The following is a 17,235-nucleotide window of genomic DNA, read 5'->3' as shown; positions in this document are numbered from 1 at the left end:
GACCCGGCCGGCGGTTACCACGATCGATTTCCTGATGCCCTGCACCCGTGGTTCGATACCTCCCGCGGCGCCACTCTCGCTTGCGATTTCTTCTGGCCTTGCGCGAGCCGGTCCGTGTCCGAGGAATGTAGCCTCGACTGTTCATCACCCCTTTAGCCGACCGAAGTCGAATGGAAACCGCCGGGTTCGGCGGTCCGGGATACCGCCTGCGTGCTACCAATTCGTGACCTCCGCCGATCGTCACCGGGATTGATGAGGTCGCCCGGTGCACATCCGCGCGGGCTCTGCGTAATCCCGAGCCGCGACATCACCGGCGATGTCCGGCGGCGAGGGAACCGCTGGGCCGAAGGGGCTCCGACCAGGTCACGGCGATCACGTCCGCTCTCCAAGGCGCGCGTGATCGCGACTTTGGCCTGCCACCGTGCAGTGCTCCGGACCGAGCCGACTAGTATTCCGCGCACGTTGACGGTGTCGGGTCGGCTAAGCAAGTCGGTCGCCCCGGCCACCGGGCGCACCAGTTCCGAGAGAGTTGTTGGGGGTCCGTTCGCTTTCCGCGTAGTCAGTGCAGATGCAGCTTCCCCGGGACGTCTGTCGCCCAGCGGCACCGGCCAGGAGGTCACCGATGATGTCGACGATCCCGTCGTCCGGAACGTGTCCATCGCGTTGGTTTGGTGGGTGCGCCTCTTGTCCTGGATATGGCCTTGTGGTGACCCGGGGGCGGACCACGCGCTGGCGGCGCGGGACCGGTCGGACGATCGGACGGCCTCGGCGGGCCCAGTGACCCGGACTAGTTCGTCCACCTCATCACCCTGCCCCCGGCCGCGACCTGCCAGGAGGACCTGCCGATGACCACCGCACCCCGCGTGTCACCCGAGGCCTCCCCGGCCGGCTCCGACGCGCCCGACCCGCTCGACGCACGCGAGCTGGTCGTCGTGATCACTCCGTTCGCCCAGCCCGCCGCCGCCCTCGTCGCCGCCGTGACGCGGGCCGGCGGTCTCGGCGTCCTCGACCTCGGGCGCTCGGCGCGGGCGGCGCGCGACGCCCTGCGGGACGCGGCCCGCTGGACGCCGGGACGCTTCGGGGTGCGGGTCGCCGCCGGCTGCCCGGTCGACCCGGACGAGTTGCCCGACGCGGTGGATCTCGTGGTGCTCGCCCCCCGGCCGGGCGGTGTCTCGGCCGGCGATCTCGCCGCGGCGGGCGGCCCGGGGACCGACCGGCACTGGGAGCCGGGGGAGCTGATCCGGCGGGGCCGGCGGGTCTGGGCTGAGGTGACCTCGGTGGCGCAGGCCCGTGGCGCGGTCGCGGCCGGTGCGGTCGGGCTCGTCGCCCGGGGCAACGAGTCCGGCGGCGTCGTCGGCGACCTGACCACGTTCACCCTGCTGCAGCACCTGCTCGCCGCCGGGCTGCGGGACGGCGCGGGCGGCGCGGTGCCCGTCTTCGCCGCCGGGGGGATCGGCCCCGCGACGGCCGCGGCGGCGGTGGCGGGCGGCGCGGCGGGGGTCGTGCTCGACTCCCAGCTCGCCCTGGTCCGGGAGGTGGAGCTGCCCGAGCAGGTGGCCGCCGCCGTGCGGGCCATGGACGGCAGCGAGACCATCCTGCACGCCGGCCACCGGCTCTACGTCCGGCCCGATCTGCCCATCGCCGCCCTCGCCGGGCGGATCGAGCGGCCCGCCGCAGACCTGCGCGACACCGGCGGCGAACTCGCCTCGGACGGCGCGGTCACCGCCCCCGCGGGCGGCGGCCGCGGTCGGCCCGGTGGGGACGACGTCGCCGCCGACGGTGCCGCCGACGGTGCCACCGCGGTCGAGGCCGCCGCGGTCGCCGCCCGGCTCGGCGCCCGCGACCTGGTCGACCAGTTCCTCCCGATCGGCCAGGACGGCGCCTTCGCCGCCGCGCTCGCCGACCGGCACGGCAGCGCCGCTGGGGTGGTGCGGGCGGTGCGCGAGGGCATCCGGGACGGCATCGCGGCCGCCGCCCGCACCCGGCCGCTGGCCGTCGGCGCACCGTTCGCGGCCGCACGGGGGCTGCGGCATCCCGTCGCGCAGGGACCGATGACCCGGGTCAGCGACCGGGCGGCGTTCGCCCGCGCGATCGCCGACGAGGGCGGCCTGCCGTTCCTCGCCCTGGCGCTGATGAGCGGCGAGGACTGCCGCGCGCTGCTGACGGAGACCGCCGACCTGCTCCAGGACGCGCCGTGGGGCGTGGGCGTGCTCGGTTTCGCCCCGGCGGCCCTGCGCAACGAGCAGCTCGCCGCCGTGCGCGAGGTTCGTCCGCCGTGCGCGATCGTGGCCGGCGGCCGGCCGGCGCAGGCAGCGCCGCTGGAGGCGGCCGGCATCGACACGTTCCTGCATGTGCCGTCCCCGGGGCTGCTGCACCGGTTCCTGGCCGACGGGGCCCGCAAGTTCGTCTTCGAGGGGCGGGAGTGCGGCGGGCACGTCGGGCCGCGGGCGAGCTTCCCGCTGTGGGAGGCGCAGATCGCGGGGCTGCTCGCATTTGGCGAGAGCGACCAGGCCGGCCCGGACTTCTTCGCCGGCCTGCACCTGCTGTTCGCCGGCGGGGTGCACGACGCCCGCTCGGCCGCCATGGTCGCCGCCGCGGCGGCCCCGCTCGCCGAACGGGGCGCCGGCATCGGCGTGCTGATGGGCACGGCCTACCTGTTCACCGATGAGGCCGTCGCCTCCGGCGCGATCCTGCCCGGCTTCCAGCAGGCCGCCCTCGACTGCGAGCAAACGGTGCTGCTGGAGACCTCCCCGGGGCACGCCACCCGATGCGTCGAGTCCGCCTACGTTCACACCTTCCTCGACCGTCGCCGCGAGCTGCTCGCTGCCGCCACCCCCCGCCAGCAGATGTGGGAGGAGCTGGAGGCGCTCAACCTCGGCCGGCTGCGGGTAGCCAGCAAGGGGCTGCGCCGCGACGGCGCCGAGGTCGTCCAGGTCGATCCGGCGGCCCAGGCCCGGGACGGCATGTTCATGATCGGACAGGTGGCGTCCCTGCGCTCGGATCGCACGAGCGTCGCCGCCCTGCACGACGAGGTGACCACGCGGGCCACCGCCGGTCTCGCCGACCGGGCCGCCGAACTCGGCCTGCCGGCCGGGCAGGTGCCCGCGTTCGGGTCGGCCGACGGCACGCGACGCCCGGCGGGCAGCGAGGGGATCGAGGCGGACATGGCCGGCGCAGGTGCAGGTACGGATGCCGTCGGCGGCGGCGAGCGCGGACGGGCGACCGACGCCGCTCACCGGGCGGTGGCGACGGTGACGGCGACCGCGGCGGACTCCCGTCCCGCCGGTCGGCCGCTCGACGTCGCGATCGTCGGGATGTCCGCGATCTTCCCCGACGCTCCCGACCTCGCCACGTTCTGGGCGAACGTCGTCGCCGGCAACGACGCGATCCGTGAGGTGCCCGCCGACCGCTGGGATCCCGAGGTGTACTACCGGGCCGACGCGGTGGTGAAGGACGCCGGGCGCCACACCCCGTCGAAGTGGGGCGGTTTCCTGCCTCGGGTCCCGTTCGACGCGCTGGCCTACGGCATCCCGCCGCGGTCCCTGCGCAGCATCGAGACCAGCCAGCTCCTCGCCCTCGAGGTCGCCACCCGCGCGCTGCGCAGCGCCGGCTACGACACCGGACAGAAGGCGGCCGGCGAGGGCCGGCCGTTCGACCGCTCCCGCGCCTCGGTCGTCTTCGGCACCGAGGCCGGCACCGACCTGTCCGGTGCCTACGGGCTGCGCTCGCTGTGGCCGGGCCTGTTCGGGCAGTTGCCCGCCGAGCTCGAGGAGTTCCTGCCCGAGCTGGACGAGGACTCCTTCCCCGGCATGCTCGCGAACGTCATCGCCGGGCGGGTGGCCAACCGGCTCGACCTCGGCGGGGTGAACTTCACCGTCGACGCGGCGTGCGCCTCGTCGCTGGCCGCGCTCGACGCCGGCTGCAAGGAGCTGGTCGCCGGCAGCTCCGACCTGGTGCTCTGCGGCGGGGTGGACACCCACGCCGGCGCCCACGACTTCCTGCTGTTCTCCTCGGTGCACGCGCTGTCGCCGCAGGGGCGTTGCCGCAGCTTCGACTCCGGCGCCGACGGCACCAGCCTGGGCGAGGGAGTCGCCGTCGTCGTGCTCAAGCGGCTCGCCGACGCCGAGCGCGACGGCGACCGCATCCACGCGGTCATCCGGGCCGTCGCCGGCTCCTCCGACGGCCGCGCGCTCGGGCTGACCGCGCCGCGCAAGGCCGGCCAGGTGCTCTCCCTGGAACGGGCCTACTCGCGGGCCGGCATCTCACCGAGCGACGTCGGCCTGCTGGAGGCGCACGCCACCGGCACGGTCGTCGGTGACCGCACCGAGCTCGCCACCCTCACCGAGGTGTTCACCGACCACGGCGCGACCCCCGGCCAGTGCGCGGTCGGCTCGGTGAAGTCGCAGATCGGGCACACCAAGTGCGCCGCCGGCCTGGCCGGGCTGATCAAGGTGGCGAAGGCGCTCGAGACCGGGGTGCGTCCGCCGACCCTGCACATCGACACCCCGAACGCCTACTGGGACGGCGAGACCAGCCCGTTCTACTTCGACGAGGCCGCCAAGCCCTGGGCGGCACCCGCCGGTGAGCGCCACGCCGGGGTCTCGGCGTTCGGCTTCGGCGGCACCAACTTCCACGTCGTGCTGTCCGCCTACGACGGCGGCCCGGAACCCACCCACGGTCTGGACCACTGGCCCGCGGAGCTGTTCGCCGTGCGCGGCGCCGACCGGGCGGCCGCCAGCCGGGCGCTGGACCGCCTCGCCGCCCTGGTCACCACGAACGACGACGCCGGGCGGCCGTTCCGCCTGCGGGACCTGGCCCGCACCACCTGCGCGGCCGGTGGCGGCCCGGTGCAGGTCGCGTTCGTCGCCGACGATCTCGACCGGCTGCCCGCCGCCATCGAGGCGGCACGGACGTTCACGGCGAACCCGCGCGCCGGGCTGTTCGTCCGCGACGACGCCGAGCCGGGTACGACCGCCTTCCTGTTCCCCGGCCAGGGCAGCCAGCGGCCGGGGATGCTCGCCGACCTGTTCGTTGCCTTCCCCCGGCTGCGGGCCGTGCTCGACCTGGCCCCCCAGTGGGCCGGCACGATGTTCCCGCCGGCCGCGTTCACCCGGGAGCAGAAGGCCGAGCAGGCGGCGGCGATCACCGACACGCGGGCGGCCCAGCCGACGCTCGGCCTCGCCGGCCTCGCCGTGCACGACCTGCTCACCGCGTTCGGCGTCCGCCCGGACCACGTCGGCGGACACTCCTACGGCGAACTGGTCGCCCTGTGCGCCGCCGGCGCGCTTGACCGGGCCGACCTCGTCGGCCTGAGCGAGGCGCGGGCCGCCGCGATCCTCGCCGCGGCGGGGGACGACCCGGGCACGATGGCCGCCGTCCAGGCGCCCGTCGAGCGGGTGCGCGAGGTGCTCGCGGAACTCGGCGCCACCGCCGGCGGGGTGGTCGGCGGCGCGGCCGCCGGCGGCGGCCACGTCGTCGTCGCGAACCACAACGCCCCCCGGCAGAGCGTGATCTCCGGGCCGACCGCCGCCGTGGGCGAGGCCGTGGCCGCCCTCGGCCGGGCCGGCCTGACCGCCCGGCCGATTCCGGTGGCCTGCGCGTTCCACAGCCCGGTCGTGGCCGCGGCCGCCGGCGCGCTCGCCGACCGCCTTGACGCGCTCGACGTCGCCGCGCCGGCGCTGCCGGTGTGGTCCAACACCACCGCCCAGCCGTATCCGGCGGCACCGGAGCAGGTGCGGGCGACGCTCGCCGGCCAGGTGGCGGCGCCGGTGCGGTTCGTCGAGCAGATCGAGGCGATGTACGCGGCCGGCGTACGGACCTTCGTCGAGGCCGGCCCCGGTCGGGTGCTTTCCCAGCTCGTCGGCAAGATCCTCGCCGGCCGGCCGCACCGGGTCGTGGCCACCGACGTTGCGGGGGAGCCGGGGCTGCGCCGGTTGCTGCTCGCGCTCGCCGAGCTCGCCGCGGCCGGCGTCGGTGTCGACCCGGCGCCCCTGTTCACCGGGCGTGACGCCCGCGTGGTGAGCGACACGGACGTGCCGCGCCGGCCCGGCTGGCTGATCGACGGGGCTTACGTGCGCACCGCCGACGGCCGTTTCCTGCCGGGCGCCCTGCGGTCGCCGACTCGCCTGGCTCTCGCCGCCGGTCCGGGCGCGGCCGCCGGGGCCGCCGGGGTCACACCGGCCGCGGACGCCGGGGCGGCGCCAGCAGGACCCCGCTTCACGGTGCCATCCGCGTCTCCCGCGCAGGCGCCATCCGCGTCCCCCGCGCTGGCATCTCCCGCCGCGCTGGCATCTCCCGCCGCGCTGGCATCTCCCGCCGCGGTCGCACGGACCGTGGCGGCGGCTGGCGGGGAGCTGCCCGAGATCGCGGGCGTGCGGGGATTCGTCCCGCAGGACCCGGCGCCACCGCTCGTTCCCGTTGACCCGATCGACGATCCGGCGGTCCTTGCCGCCGCGATGCCCGAGCTTGGAGGTGGCGGCCCGGTGGACGCCGTGGTGTTGGAGTTCCTGCGGACCACCCGCGAGCTGGTCGCGGCGCAGCGCGACGTGGTGCTGGGCTACCTGGGCTACGACCCGACCGGACTTGGCCGCCCGGCGTCGCGCGACGGCATCGACGGCGTCGACCGCGTCGCGGCCACCCCCGTGGCCACCCCCGCGGTCCCCCGCCAGGCCCAGCCGGAGCAGGCGCGGACCGCCGGCGTACCGGCGACTCCCGCGGTGCCCCGGCCCGCCCCCGCGCCGGACACGGCGGGCGCGGACCTGCCACCGGTCGGCGCCCCCGCGGCTGCCGCCGGTTCCGCGGCGCCGGTGGTCCGGTCCGCTGTGGTGGAGCGGTCGGCGGTGTCGGATGTGGTGGTGGGGGTGATCGGGGAGCAGACGGGTTATCCGGTGGAGATGTTGGAGCCGGATCTGGATCTTGAGGCTGATCTGTCGATTGATTCGATCAAGCGGACGGAGATCCTGGGGGAGTTGGCGCAGCGGTTGGGGCTGGTGGAGGCGGGTTCGGGGGAGTTGGACGAGGAGGTCGTCGAGGAGCTGGCGGCGATCAAGACCGTCCGCGGCATCGTCGACTGGATGATGGACCGCTTCGCCGCCGCCGCCGGCTCCGCGGCTCCGGCGGCGGCGCCCGGCTCGGCCGCGTCGAACGGAACCCACGCCGGCGCGGCGGCGGCCTGGTCCGCCGGGGCGGCCTCGACCGCCGCGCACGCCGGGGCGGGCGGTGATGCGCCGGCCGCGACGTTCCGGGCCGGATCGAACGGCACGCACACCTCGGCCGCCGCGGCGCCGGTGGTCCGGTCCGCTGTGGTGGAGCGGTCGGCGGTGTCGGATGTGGTGGTGGGGGTGATCGGGGAGCAGACGGGTTATCCGGTGGAGATGTTGGAGCCGGATCTGGATCTTGAGGCTGATCTGTCGATTGATTCGATCAAGCGGACGGAGATCCTGGGGGAGTTGGCGCAGCGGTTGGGGCTGGTGGAGGCGGGTTCGGGGGAGTTGGACGAGGAGGTCGTCGAGGAGCTGGCGGCGATCAAGACCGTCCGCGGCATCGTCGACTGGATCGTCGGTTCGACCGCCGGCGGGACCGAGCCCGGCCCCTCCACCGCCGCAGCGGCGCTGACCGGCGGGTCGCCCGCGGCGTCGCCGGCCGGGCTGCCGGTGGGGGATTCGGCCCAGTCGCTCGCGTCCGTGCCCGCCGGGTCGCTCGTGCCGGCCGGGTCGCTCGCGTCCGCCGGGTCCCTCACGTCCGTCGGGTCTTCCCTGGACGTCGGGTCCGCTGTGGTCGGCGATCCGGTCGGGGCGATTCCGTTGCGGCGCTTCGTCGTCGAACCGGAAATCCTGCCCGCGCCGGCCGGCGCGGCGCCGACCGACCTTGCCGGCTCCCGGTTCCTGCTGGTGGAGGGCGGTCTCGGGGTCGGCCTGGCGCTCGCCACCCGGTTGGAGCAGGCAGGCGCCGAGGCGCGGATCCTCGCCGCCGACGACACTGGCCTCGTCGACCAGATCCGGGCCGGAGCCGGCGCCGACGGTCTCGTCTGGATTGCCTCCGCCGATCCCGGCGCGGACGAGCACGCGATCCTGCCCGGCGCGTTCCCAGCCCTGCGGGCCGCGGCCCTGGGCGGCAGCCGGCGGGTGCTCATCGCCACCGGCAACGGCGGGCGGTTCGGCCGTGCCCGCGCCGCCGCTCCCGGCGCGACGGCCGACCCGAGCGCGATCGACGCCCTGGAATACGCCCGACGCGCCGACGCCGGGGAGTTCGTCGTCCGCCCGACGCCGGGCGCGGGGCTCGCCGGACTCGTCCGCACGATCGCCCGGGAGGTCCCCGGCCTGGCGTTGCGCCTCGTCGACGTCGAGCCGAAGGACGAGCCCCGGCGGATCGCGGACAGCCTGCTCGCCGAGCTGCTCACCCCGGGTGGGCCGCTGGTCGTCGGTTACCGGGACGGGGCGCGAGCCACCCTGCGGGTGCGGCCCGCGGGTGCCGGTGGGGCCGTCAGCCTGCCGGCCGGGCTGGGTCCGTCCTCGGTCGTGCTGCTCACCGGCGGCGCCCGGGGCATCACCGCGGCCGTCGCCGTCGAGCTCGCCCGGCGCAGCGGCTGCACCGTCGAGCTGATCGGGCGCACCCCGCCGCCCGCGGGGCCCGAGGATCCCGCCACCGCGGGCGCGGTCGACGCCCCGGCGCTGCGCCGCGCGCTGATCGAGACCGGCGTGCGCCGCCCGGCCGAGATCGAGGCCCGGGTCTCCCGGCTGCTCGCCGAGCGGGAGGTGCGGGCGACACTGGCGACCCTGCGCGGCCTCGCGTCCTCGGTGCGTTACCACGCGGTGGACGTGCGCGACGGTGCGGCCGTCACTGCGGTGGTGGCCGACATCTATGCCCGCCACGGTCGCCTCGACGGGCTGGTGCACGGCGCGGGCGTCCTCGCCGACCGGCTGTTGCGCGACAAGACGCCCGAGTCGTTCGACCGGGTCTACCGGACGAAGGTCGACGGCGCCCGGGCCCTGCTCGCCGCGGTGCGGGACGACGTCGGCTTCGTCGCCCTGTTCGGCAGCGTCGCGGGGGTGTTCGGCAACCGGGGCCAGGCCGACTACGCCGCCGCGAACGACGCCCTCGACACGCTCGCGGGTGCGGCGGCGGGGCGCTTCGCCGGCCGGATCGTCAGCGTCGACTGGGGCCCCTGGGCGTCGACGGCCGCCGCCGCGGGCGGCGGGATGGTCTCCGCGGAGCTCGCCCGCGAGTACGCCCGCCGCGGCATCGGCCTGATCGACCCGGCCGCCGGCGTCGCCGCGCTGCTGACCGAGCTGGCGGGGCCGCCCGACGGCCCGGCGCAGGTCGTCTACATGTGCGCCGAGGCGGAGGCGTTCGATGCGTGACCCCGGTGGCGGGTCCGGGGCGCCGCCGATCGCCGTGGTGGGGATGTCCGCGCTGTTCCCGGGCGCCGGCGACCTCGACACGTTCTGGCGCAACATCGTCGGCGGGGTCGACGCGATCCGGGCGCTCCCGCGGGATCGCTTCGACGTCGACGACTACTTCCCGCCCGAGCGGCCGCCCGCTGCGCCGGGCATGCGACGGGGCGCGGGCGCCGACGCGGCGCCGGCCGGTGCGGCGGACGGCTTCTACTGCCGGCGCGGCGGTTTCGTCGACGAGTTCGCGACGTTCGACCCCACGGCGTTCGGCATCGTGCCCAACGCCGTCGACTGGGCCGAGCCGGACCAGTTGCTGGCGCTGCGGCTCGCCGCCGAGGCGATCACGGACGCCGGTGGGCCCGACGGGCTCGGCGACGCCGAGCGGGTGGGCGTCGTCCTCGGCCGCGGCGGCTACGTGGGATCCGGGGTGGCCCGGCTCGAGCAGCGGGTGCGCACCTCCCGCCAGCTCGTCACCACCCTGCGCGAGGTACTGCCGGACCTGCCCGCCGACGCGGTCGAACGCGTCCGCGAGGCGTTCGTCGCGCAGCTCGGTCCGGCCCGCCCGGAGGCGTCGATCGGCCTGGTGCCCAACCTCGCCGCATCCCGCATCGCCAACCGGCTCGACCTGCGCGGTCCCGCCTACACGGTGGACGCGGCCTGCGCGTCGTCGCTCATCGCCGTCGAGATGGCGATGCGTGATCTCGGCTCCGGCCGCACCGACACGATGATCGTCGGCGGAGCTCACCTCGTCCACGAGCCGTCGTTCTGGAGCGTGTTCTCCCTGCTGCGGGCGCTGTCGCCGAGCGAGGCGATCCGCCCGTTCGACCGGCGGGCGGACGGCATCCTCATCGGCGAGGGCGTCGGCATGCTGGTGCTGCGCCGGCTGGCGGACGCCCGCCGCGACGGCGACCGGATCTACGCGGTGCTACGCGGGGCCGGCACCTCGAGCGACGGCCGCTCCGCCTCCCTGATGGCCCCCGCCGCCGACGGGCAGACCCTCGCCGTGCGGCGCGCCTGGGCGGACGCCGGGCTCGACCCGACGGCACCCGGCGCGATCGGTCTGGTCGAGGCGCACGGCACGGCCACCCCGACCGGCGACGCCGTGGAGCTCGCCACCCTGGGCCGGATCTTCGGTACGGCGGCCGCGGCCGGCACGGGCGGCGCTGGGCGCGCGGACATCGGCATCGGCTCGGTCAAGTCCATGATCGGCCACGCGATGCCGGCGGCGGGCGCGGCCGGCCTGATCAAGACCGCGCTCGCCCTGCATCACCGGGTGCTCCCGCCGACGCTGCACTGCGACGAGCCGCACGCCGCCTTCGCCGGCAGCCGGTTCGCGCCGGTGCGGGCGGCGACCGACTGGGACACCCCGGCGGGCGGCGGTCCCCGTCGCGCCGGCGTCAACGCCTTCGGCTTCGGCGGCATCAACGCCCACCTCGTCGTCGAAGAGGCGCCGCCGACCGCCCCGACGACCCTGGCCCGCACCTTCCCCGCCCTCGCGCCGGCAGTCCTCGCGCCGGCAGACCTCGCGCAGCCAAGCCTCGTACCGGCAGGCCGCGCGTTGCCGGGCCGCGAGCTGCCGGGCCGCGCGCCGGCCGGCCCTGCGCGGGTGGCCGATCCGGACGCGGAGGCGGTCCTGTTGCTCGCCGGGAGCAGCCCGGCGGAGCTGCTCGCCCAGCTCGACGTCGACGACGCGGAGCTGCTCGCCCGGGACGACGCGGCGAGCCCGCCGGCCGGCGGCCCCTGGCGGCTCGCCCTGGTGGCGCCGAACCCGCGCCGGCTCGCCCTGGCCCGCACGGTCGTGGGGCGGGGCAACCCGTGGCGGGGCCGCAACGACCTGTGGTTCACCCCGGCCGGCCTGCTCGACCCCGCCCGGCCCGACGGGACGCCCGCCGGGCGGACGGCGTTCCTGTTCTGCGGCCTGGAGGACAAGTTCTCCCCGCGCATCGACGACGTCTGCGCGCACTTCGGGCTCACCCGCCCGGCCCTCGACGACACCGGGCTGCTCGGCCGGCACGGCGTCGCGAGCGTCGAGGTGGGGCGGATCCTCGACGAGGCGCTGCGGCGCCTCGGGATCGTCCCGGACCTCGTCGGCGGGCACAGCATCGGCGAGTGGAACGCGATGATCAGCGGTGGGCTCATCACCGGCGAGTCCACCGACGCCTTCATCGCCGGCTTCGACCCGGCCGCGCTGGAGGTGCCCGGGGTCGTCTTCGGGGCGCTGGGCTGCGGCGCCGCGCGTGCCGCCGAGGTCATCGCCGACCTCGGCGACATCGTCGTCTCCCACGACAACTGCCCGCACCAGTCGATCATCTGCGGGCGCGAACAGAGCGTGCGCACCGCCCTGGAGCGGCTGCGCCGCGACGGCGTGCTCGGGCAGGTCCTGCCGTTCCGCTCCGGCTTCCACTCCCCGTTCCTGGAGCCCTACCTGGACCGGCTGCGGACCAACCTCGCCGGCGTCACCCTCGTCGAGGCGACGATCCCGATCTGGTCGGCGACGACGGTCGCGCCCTACCCGCACGACCATGACGCCGTTCGGGGGCTTGCCCTGCGCCACCTCGTCGAGCCCGTGCGGTTCCGGGAACTCGTCCGCCGGCTGCACGACACCGGCGTGCGCGCCTTCGTCCAGGTCGGCGTGGGCAGCGTCGCCGGGTTCGTCGACAACACGCTGCCCGGACACGACCACGTCGCGCTGGTCACGAACTCCCCGAAACGGTCCGGCCTGGACCAGTTGCGCCGCGTGGCCGCCGCCCTGTGGGTGGAGGGCGCGGCCCCGCGGCTCGACCTGCTGCCCTGCCGGACCCGCCCCGAGCCGTCCGCCACCCCGGTGACGGTGCTGGCCGGCGAGCCGGCCGCGTCCCCCACCCCGGTCCTGGCCCCGACGCCCGCCGCCGGGAGGCCCATCGAGCTGCCGCGGCGCCGGGGCACCCCCGTCCGGCTGAACCTCGGCACGCCGCTGGTGCGTCTCGGACCTGCGGGCGCGACCCTCCTCGGCCCGGATCGCCTCGGCCCGGATCGCCGCGGACCCGCGGACCCGGATCACTCTGACGCGGGACTCTCCGGCGCGGATCTCTCCGGCGCGGATCTCCGCGGCCCGGATCTCCTGGGTCCGGCTCTTCCCGCCGCGGGCGCCGCCGGTGGCCATCCGGTGCTCGACGAGCTGCGGGCGGCGCTGGCCGATGCCGGTGCGGTGATGTCCGCGGTCGTCGACCGGTGGGCACTCGGCCCCACCGCCCCGCCGGGCTCGCCGCCACGACGGCGCGGTGGGCCCGCGGCGGGCGGGGTGCGCACGGTGCCCGCGTCCGGCGGGTCCGGTGGCGTGCCGGCGCCCCGCGGCGCCGGTCCCACCGCCTCCCGGGGCCCCGGCGCGTCCGCACCCGCCAGCCGCGCCGAGCCCGCCTCCGGAGCGGCTGCCGCGTCCGCCTCAGGCGGCGGCCCGGCACTCGGGCCGCGGACCGTGCGTCGCCGGTTGTCGCTGGCGTCGATGCCGCACATCATCGACCACTGCTTCTACCGCCAGCCGCCGGGTTGGCGCGACGTGTCCGACCTGTTCCCGGTCGTGCCGATGACCGAGGTGCTCGAACTCATGATCGCGCAGGCCGCGGCGCTGATGCCGGGGCGGGTGCCGATCGGCATCCGGGACGTCCGGGCGCTGCGGTGGCTCGCGATCGAGCCCGCCGTGGAGGTGTCGGTCACCCTCACCCCGGCGGGGCCGGACGCGGTCCGGGTGACCATGGAGGGCTACGCCCGCGGCACGGTCGTGTTCGCCGACGGCTACCCGCCGTCCCCGCGGACGACGGCGGCCACCGCGGACCTGCCGGCGGGCCCGACCGGGCCGATCCTGCCCGGCGAACAGCCATCCCGCCACCAGGGCAGCGACCTCTACGGCGGGCACTTCCTCTTCCACGGCCCCGGATACCAGGGCATCCACCGCATCGAGGCGATCGCCGCGACCGGCATCCGCGGGCGGCTGCGGGTGCCGTCCGCGTCCGGCGCGCTGCTGGACAACGCCGGGCAGCTCTTCGGCTACTGGGCGATGGAGAACCTGCCCGAGGACTCGCTGCTGCTGCCGCAGTCCCTGTCCGACCTGCGCTTCTACGGCCCGGCGCCGGTGGCGGGCGACCTGGTCGACTGCGTCGTGCGGATCCAGCAGGTCGCCGAACGCACGGTGACCGCCGACCTCGAGCTGCGCCGGCTCGACGGCTCGGTGTGGGCGGTCGTGTCGGCCTGGACCGATCGGCGTTTCGCCAACGACGACGTGCTCTGGGCGATGGTCCGCGCCCCGGAGCTGCACACCGTGGCCCAGCCCTCGGGCGAGGGCTGGGTGGTCGCGCTCGACCGGTGGTCCGATTCGGCCTCGCGCGAGCTGATCGTGCGCCACTACGCCGACTCCGCCGACCGGGCCCGGCTCGCGGGCCTCAACCCGCGGGCGGCGCGCGGCTGGCTGCTGGGGCGCATCGCCGTCCAGGATGCCGTCCGGCGCTGGCTGTGGGCGCGCGGCGCGGGGCCCGTCTGGGGGATCGAGGTCCGGATCGAGCACGACGAGCGGGGCGCCCCGCTCGTCGGCGCCCTGCCGGCGCGGCCGGGCATCCCGGCCGGCGACCCCCCGCGGGTGTCCCTCGCCCACAAGCCGGAGCTGGCGGTGGCGCTGGTGTCCGCGGACGGGCCGGTCGGGATCGACATCGAGCAGATCGTCGCCCGGGCGCCCGGCGTCGAGCTGGCGGCGCTCGCCCCGGCCGAACGAGACCTGCTCGACCGGGTCGCGGGCGACGATCCGGGCCGCCGGGCGCTGTGGTTCACCCGGCTGTGGGCGGCGAAGGAGGCGGCGGCGAAGGCCGAGGGCACCGGGCTCGCGGGCCGGCCGCGCCAGTTCGTCGTCGACGGCCCGTACCGGCCCGGACGGGCCTGGGCCGCGGCCGACTGGGCCGGGCACGCTCCGCCCGAGCTGGTCCGGGTCACCGTCTACGGGGATGGTCCGGACGGGCCGCTCCCGCGGGGCTCCCGGTGGGTGGCGTTGCGTACGGTGGACGCCTCCGGCCGGATCCGGCCGGAAGGCGGCGCACCCGGGGCCCCCGAGCCGGACTCGGGCGGCGCCGACGGCCGGGCTGTGGCGAGTGACGTCCGTTCCGCCACCGTCATCGGTCAGGATGCTGCGCGTGACGGCGCCCCCGCCCGGCGGGCCGGCGCCGCGACCTATGTGGTCGCCTGGACCTCCCCCGAGGTCGAGGCGAACGGCCTTCCCAGCGAGTAAGGAGTAGCGATCATGTCTGTTCAGGAGACGGCGGGACCGGGCGGCGCGGGCCGGGCGGAGACCGAGACGCGGGTGCTCGGCGAGGTCACGGAGGACCTGCGCGAGGTCATCGGCGAGGAGTACGTGATCGACATGGACATCACCATGGAGACCACGTTCAGCCAGGACCTGGAGCTGGAGAGCATCGAGTTCGTGGCGCTTGCCGACCGGCTGCGCGAGCGCTACGGCGAGGCCGTCGACTTCGTCGGCTTCCTCGCCAAGATGGACGTCGACCAAGTGATCAACATGCGGGTCGGTGAGGTCGTCCGGTTCATCGTCGACAGCCTGCCGGCGCCCGCGACCGCCGGGTCGGCCTGACGGCCGTTCGGCGCAACCTGTCCCGCTCGGCGATCCGGTCCCGACCGGCGAACCGGTCCCGACCCGCGATCCGCATCCGACCGGCATCCACATCGACAAGGAGGCAAGGCCCGTGGCAGAGGTCATCGCGAACGGCGTCCGCCTGCACGTGCAGCGGCTCGAACCCCGCGGGGGGGCGTCCGCGGACTCGCCGATCGTCGTCATGGTGCACGGCATGGTGATGGACAACATCTCCAGCTTCTACTTCTCGCTGGGCACCTGCCTGGCCGACGCCGGCTGCGACGTCATCTGCTACGACCTGCGCGGCCACGGCCGCAGCGAGCGCACCCCCGGCGGCTACCGCCTCGCCGACTCGATGGCCGACCTCGCCGGGCTGCTCGACACCCTCGGGGCGGACCGCCCGGTGCACGTCGTCGGCAACAGCTACGGTGCGACGCTGGCCCTGGCGTTCGGGTTGGAGTTCACCGCCCGGGTCGCGAGCCTGACGCTCATCGAGCCGCCGTTCCTCATCGAGGGCCTGGGCGAGGAGATGGCCCGCTCGCTGAGCCAGATCCTCGTCGCGATGACCGACGACGAGGTCGAGGAGTGGCTGGACAACGGCGCCGGCCGGGCGATCACCAAGGCCACCCGGGCCGCCCAGCGACTGCTGTCCGACACGACGATCGCCACCGACATGCTGGCGACGCCGGCGTTCTCCGCCGAGGCGCTCGCCAGGCTGCCGATTCCGGTGCTCGCCGTCTACGGCGAGAACTCCGACATCATCGGGCAGGCCGCCGGGCTCGCCGCCCTCGTCCCCGAGTGCACCCTGATCGTGCTGGAGCACCACACCCACATGGTGCTGCGCGAGGCCACCGGCTACCTGCGCGATCTGCTGCGCTGGTGGCTGTTCGACCGGCGCACGCCCCCGCCGCCGTACATCCGTGACACCGAACGGCGCTTCGCCACCCCCGAGTGGGTGACACAGATGGTGCCGCCGCCCGACCTGAACGCCGGGCGCCGCCCGGCGGTGGGCTGAGGAGCCGGCGGTGAGCCGCGTCCTGTTCGTCGTGCCGCCGCTGACCGGGCACGTGAACCCGGCCGTGGGGATCGCCGGGGAGCTCGCCGCTCGCGGTCACGACGTCGCCGTCGCCGGCCACGCGGGGGTGATCGGCGGGCTCGTCCCGCCGGGGCTGCCGCTGCTGGCACTGCCGGAGACCCTCAGCGCGGCCGATCGCGCCGACATCGTCGCCCGCTCCCGGGCGCTGCGCGGCCCGGCGTCGCTGAAGTTCCTGTGGGAGGACTTCCTGCTGCCGCTGGCCGCGGCGATGGAGCCGGCGGTGGACGCGGCCATCGACGAGTTCCGCCCGGATGTGCTGGTCATCGACCAGCAGGCGGTCGGCGCGGCCCTGGTCGCCCGCCGCCGGCGGCTGCACTGGGCCACCCTCGCCACGACGTCGGCCGAGTTCGACGACCCGTACGGGGTGCTGGCCGGGCTCGGTCAGTGGGTCGCCGACCTGCTGCGGGACTTCCAGCTCGCCCACGGCGTGCCCCCCGGCGAGGCGGCCGCCACCGACCTGCGGTTCTCCGACGAGCTCACGCTCGTCGCGTCCGTGCGGGAGCTGCTGCGCAACCCCGAGGTGCCCCGCCACGTCGCCTTCGTCGGCAGCGCGGTCGGCCGGCGGGCGCAGACCGCCGCCTTCCCCTGGGAGTGGCTCGACCCGGACCGCGAGGCGGTGCTCGTCTCCCTCGGCACGGTGACCCGGGAGGCCGGCGGGCGGTTCCTGCGGGCCGCCGCGGAGGGCCTGCTGGGCCTGGCGGGACGGGCGCAGGCCGTCGTCGTGGCCCCGCCCGGCCTCGTCGACGACCTGGCCGCGGCCGCCCCCGACGACCTGCTCGTCGCCCCGTTCGTGCCGCAGGTCGAGCTGATGCCGAAGCTGTCCGCGGTGGTCTGCCACGCCGGCAACAACACGGTCTGCGAGGCGCTGTCCCGCGGTGTTCCGCTGGTCGTCGCCCCGGTCCGCGACGATCAACCGATCATCGGCGAGCAGGTCGTGCGCAGCGGCGCGGGCTTACGGATCAAGTTCGGCCGGGCCGGACCGGCGGCCGTGCGCGCCGCGGTGACGTCCCTGCTCGACGAGCCCGGCCACCGCCAGGCCGCCGGGCGGCTGCGCGACGCCTTCGCCGCGGCGGGAGGGGTTGCGGCCGCTGCCGACCGGCTTGAGAAACTCGTCGCATGATGTTTCGCCGGCGCGGTCGCGC

At 76.1% G+C, this 17,235-nt stretch carries 5 protein-coding genes; all 5 read left to right on the top strand.

The genetic code is table 11. The annotated features are described in order from the left end of the window. The first annotated feature begins 845 nt into the window (after nucleotides 1–845). Entirely contained in the window at nucleotides 846–9,359 is an 8,514-nt protein-coding gene (locus tag AC5R91_RS12825; RefSeq protein WP_495397380.1) for an SDR family NAD(P)-dependent oxidoreductase, read from the top strand. Continuing rightward, the gene (locus AC5R91_RS12820; RefSeq protein ID WP_495397379.1) at nucleotides 9,352–14,640 is read left to right on the top strand and encodes a type I polyketide synthase; all 5,289 of its coding nucleotides are present in this window, start codon (nucleotides 9,352–9,354) and stop codon (nucleotides 14,638–14,640) included. The genes AC5R91_RS12825 and AC5R91_RS12820 overlap by 8 nt, the downstream gene beginning before the upstream one ends. A gap of 12 nt (nucleotides 14,641–14,652) precedes the next feature. Next, nucleotides 14,653–14,997: a phosphopantetheine-binding protein gene (locus tag AC5R91_RS12815; RefSeq protein WP_495397378.1), complete on the top strand. Its 345-nt coding sequence runs from the start codon at nucleotides 14,653–14,655 to the stop codon at nucleotides 14,995–14,997. A 112-nt stretch (nucleotides 14,998–15,109) separates the two neighbouring features. Then, nucleotides 15,110–16,012, top strand: coding sequence for an alpha/beta fold hydrolase (locus AC5R91_RS12810; protein WP_495397377.1), 903 nt, complete (start codon nucleotides 15,110–15,112; stop codon nucleotides 16,010–16,012). Nucleotides 16,013–16,022: 10 nt separating this feature from the next. Then, nucleotides 16,023–17,213 carry a glycosyltransferase gene (locus tag AC5R91_RS12805; protein ID WP_495397376.1) on the top strand — a complete coding sequence of 397 codons (1,191 nt, stop codon included), beginning with the start codon at nucleotides 16,023–16,025 and terminating at the stop codon, nucleotides 17,211–17,213. Nucleotides 17,214–17,235: the final 22 nt, after the last annotated feature.

It is taken from the genome of Frankia sp. BMG5.60, assembly GCF_059428125.1.
The sequence above is the reverse complement of the archived record's forward strand: the minus strand, read 5'-3'. Positions and strand labels throughout refer to the sequence as shown.

What these genes read in the sequence shown, in the direction of transcription:
- AC5R91_RS12820 (WP_495397379.1), top strand. Translation starts at nt 9,352, where the DNA reads ATGCGTGACCCCGGTGGCGGGTCCGGGGCGCCGCCGATCGCCGTGGTG.
- AC5R91_RS12825 (WP_495397380.1), top strand. Translation starts at nt 846, where the DNA reads ATGACCACCGCACCCCGCGTGTCACCCGAGGCCTCCCCGGCCGGCTCC.
- AC5R91_RS12815 (WP_495397378.1), top strand. Translation starts at nt 14,653, where the DNA reads ATGTCTGTTCAGGAGACGGCGGGACCGGGCGGCGCGGGCCGGGCGGAG.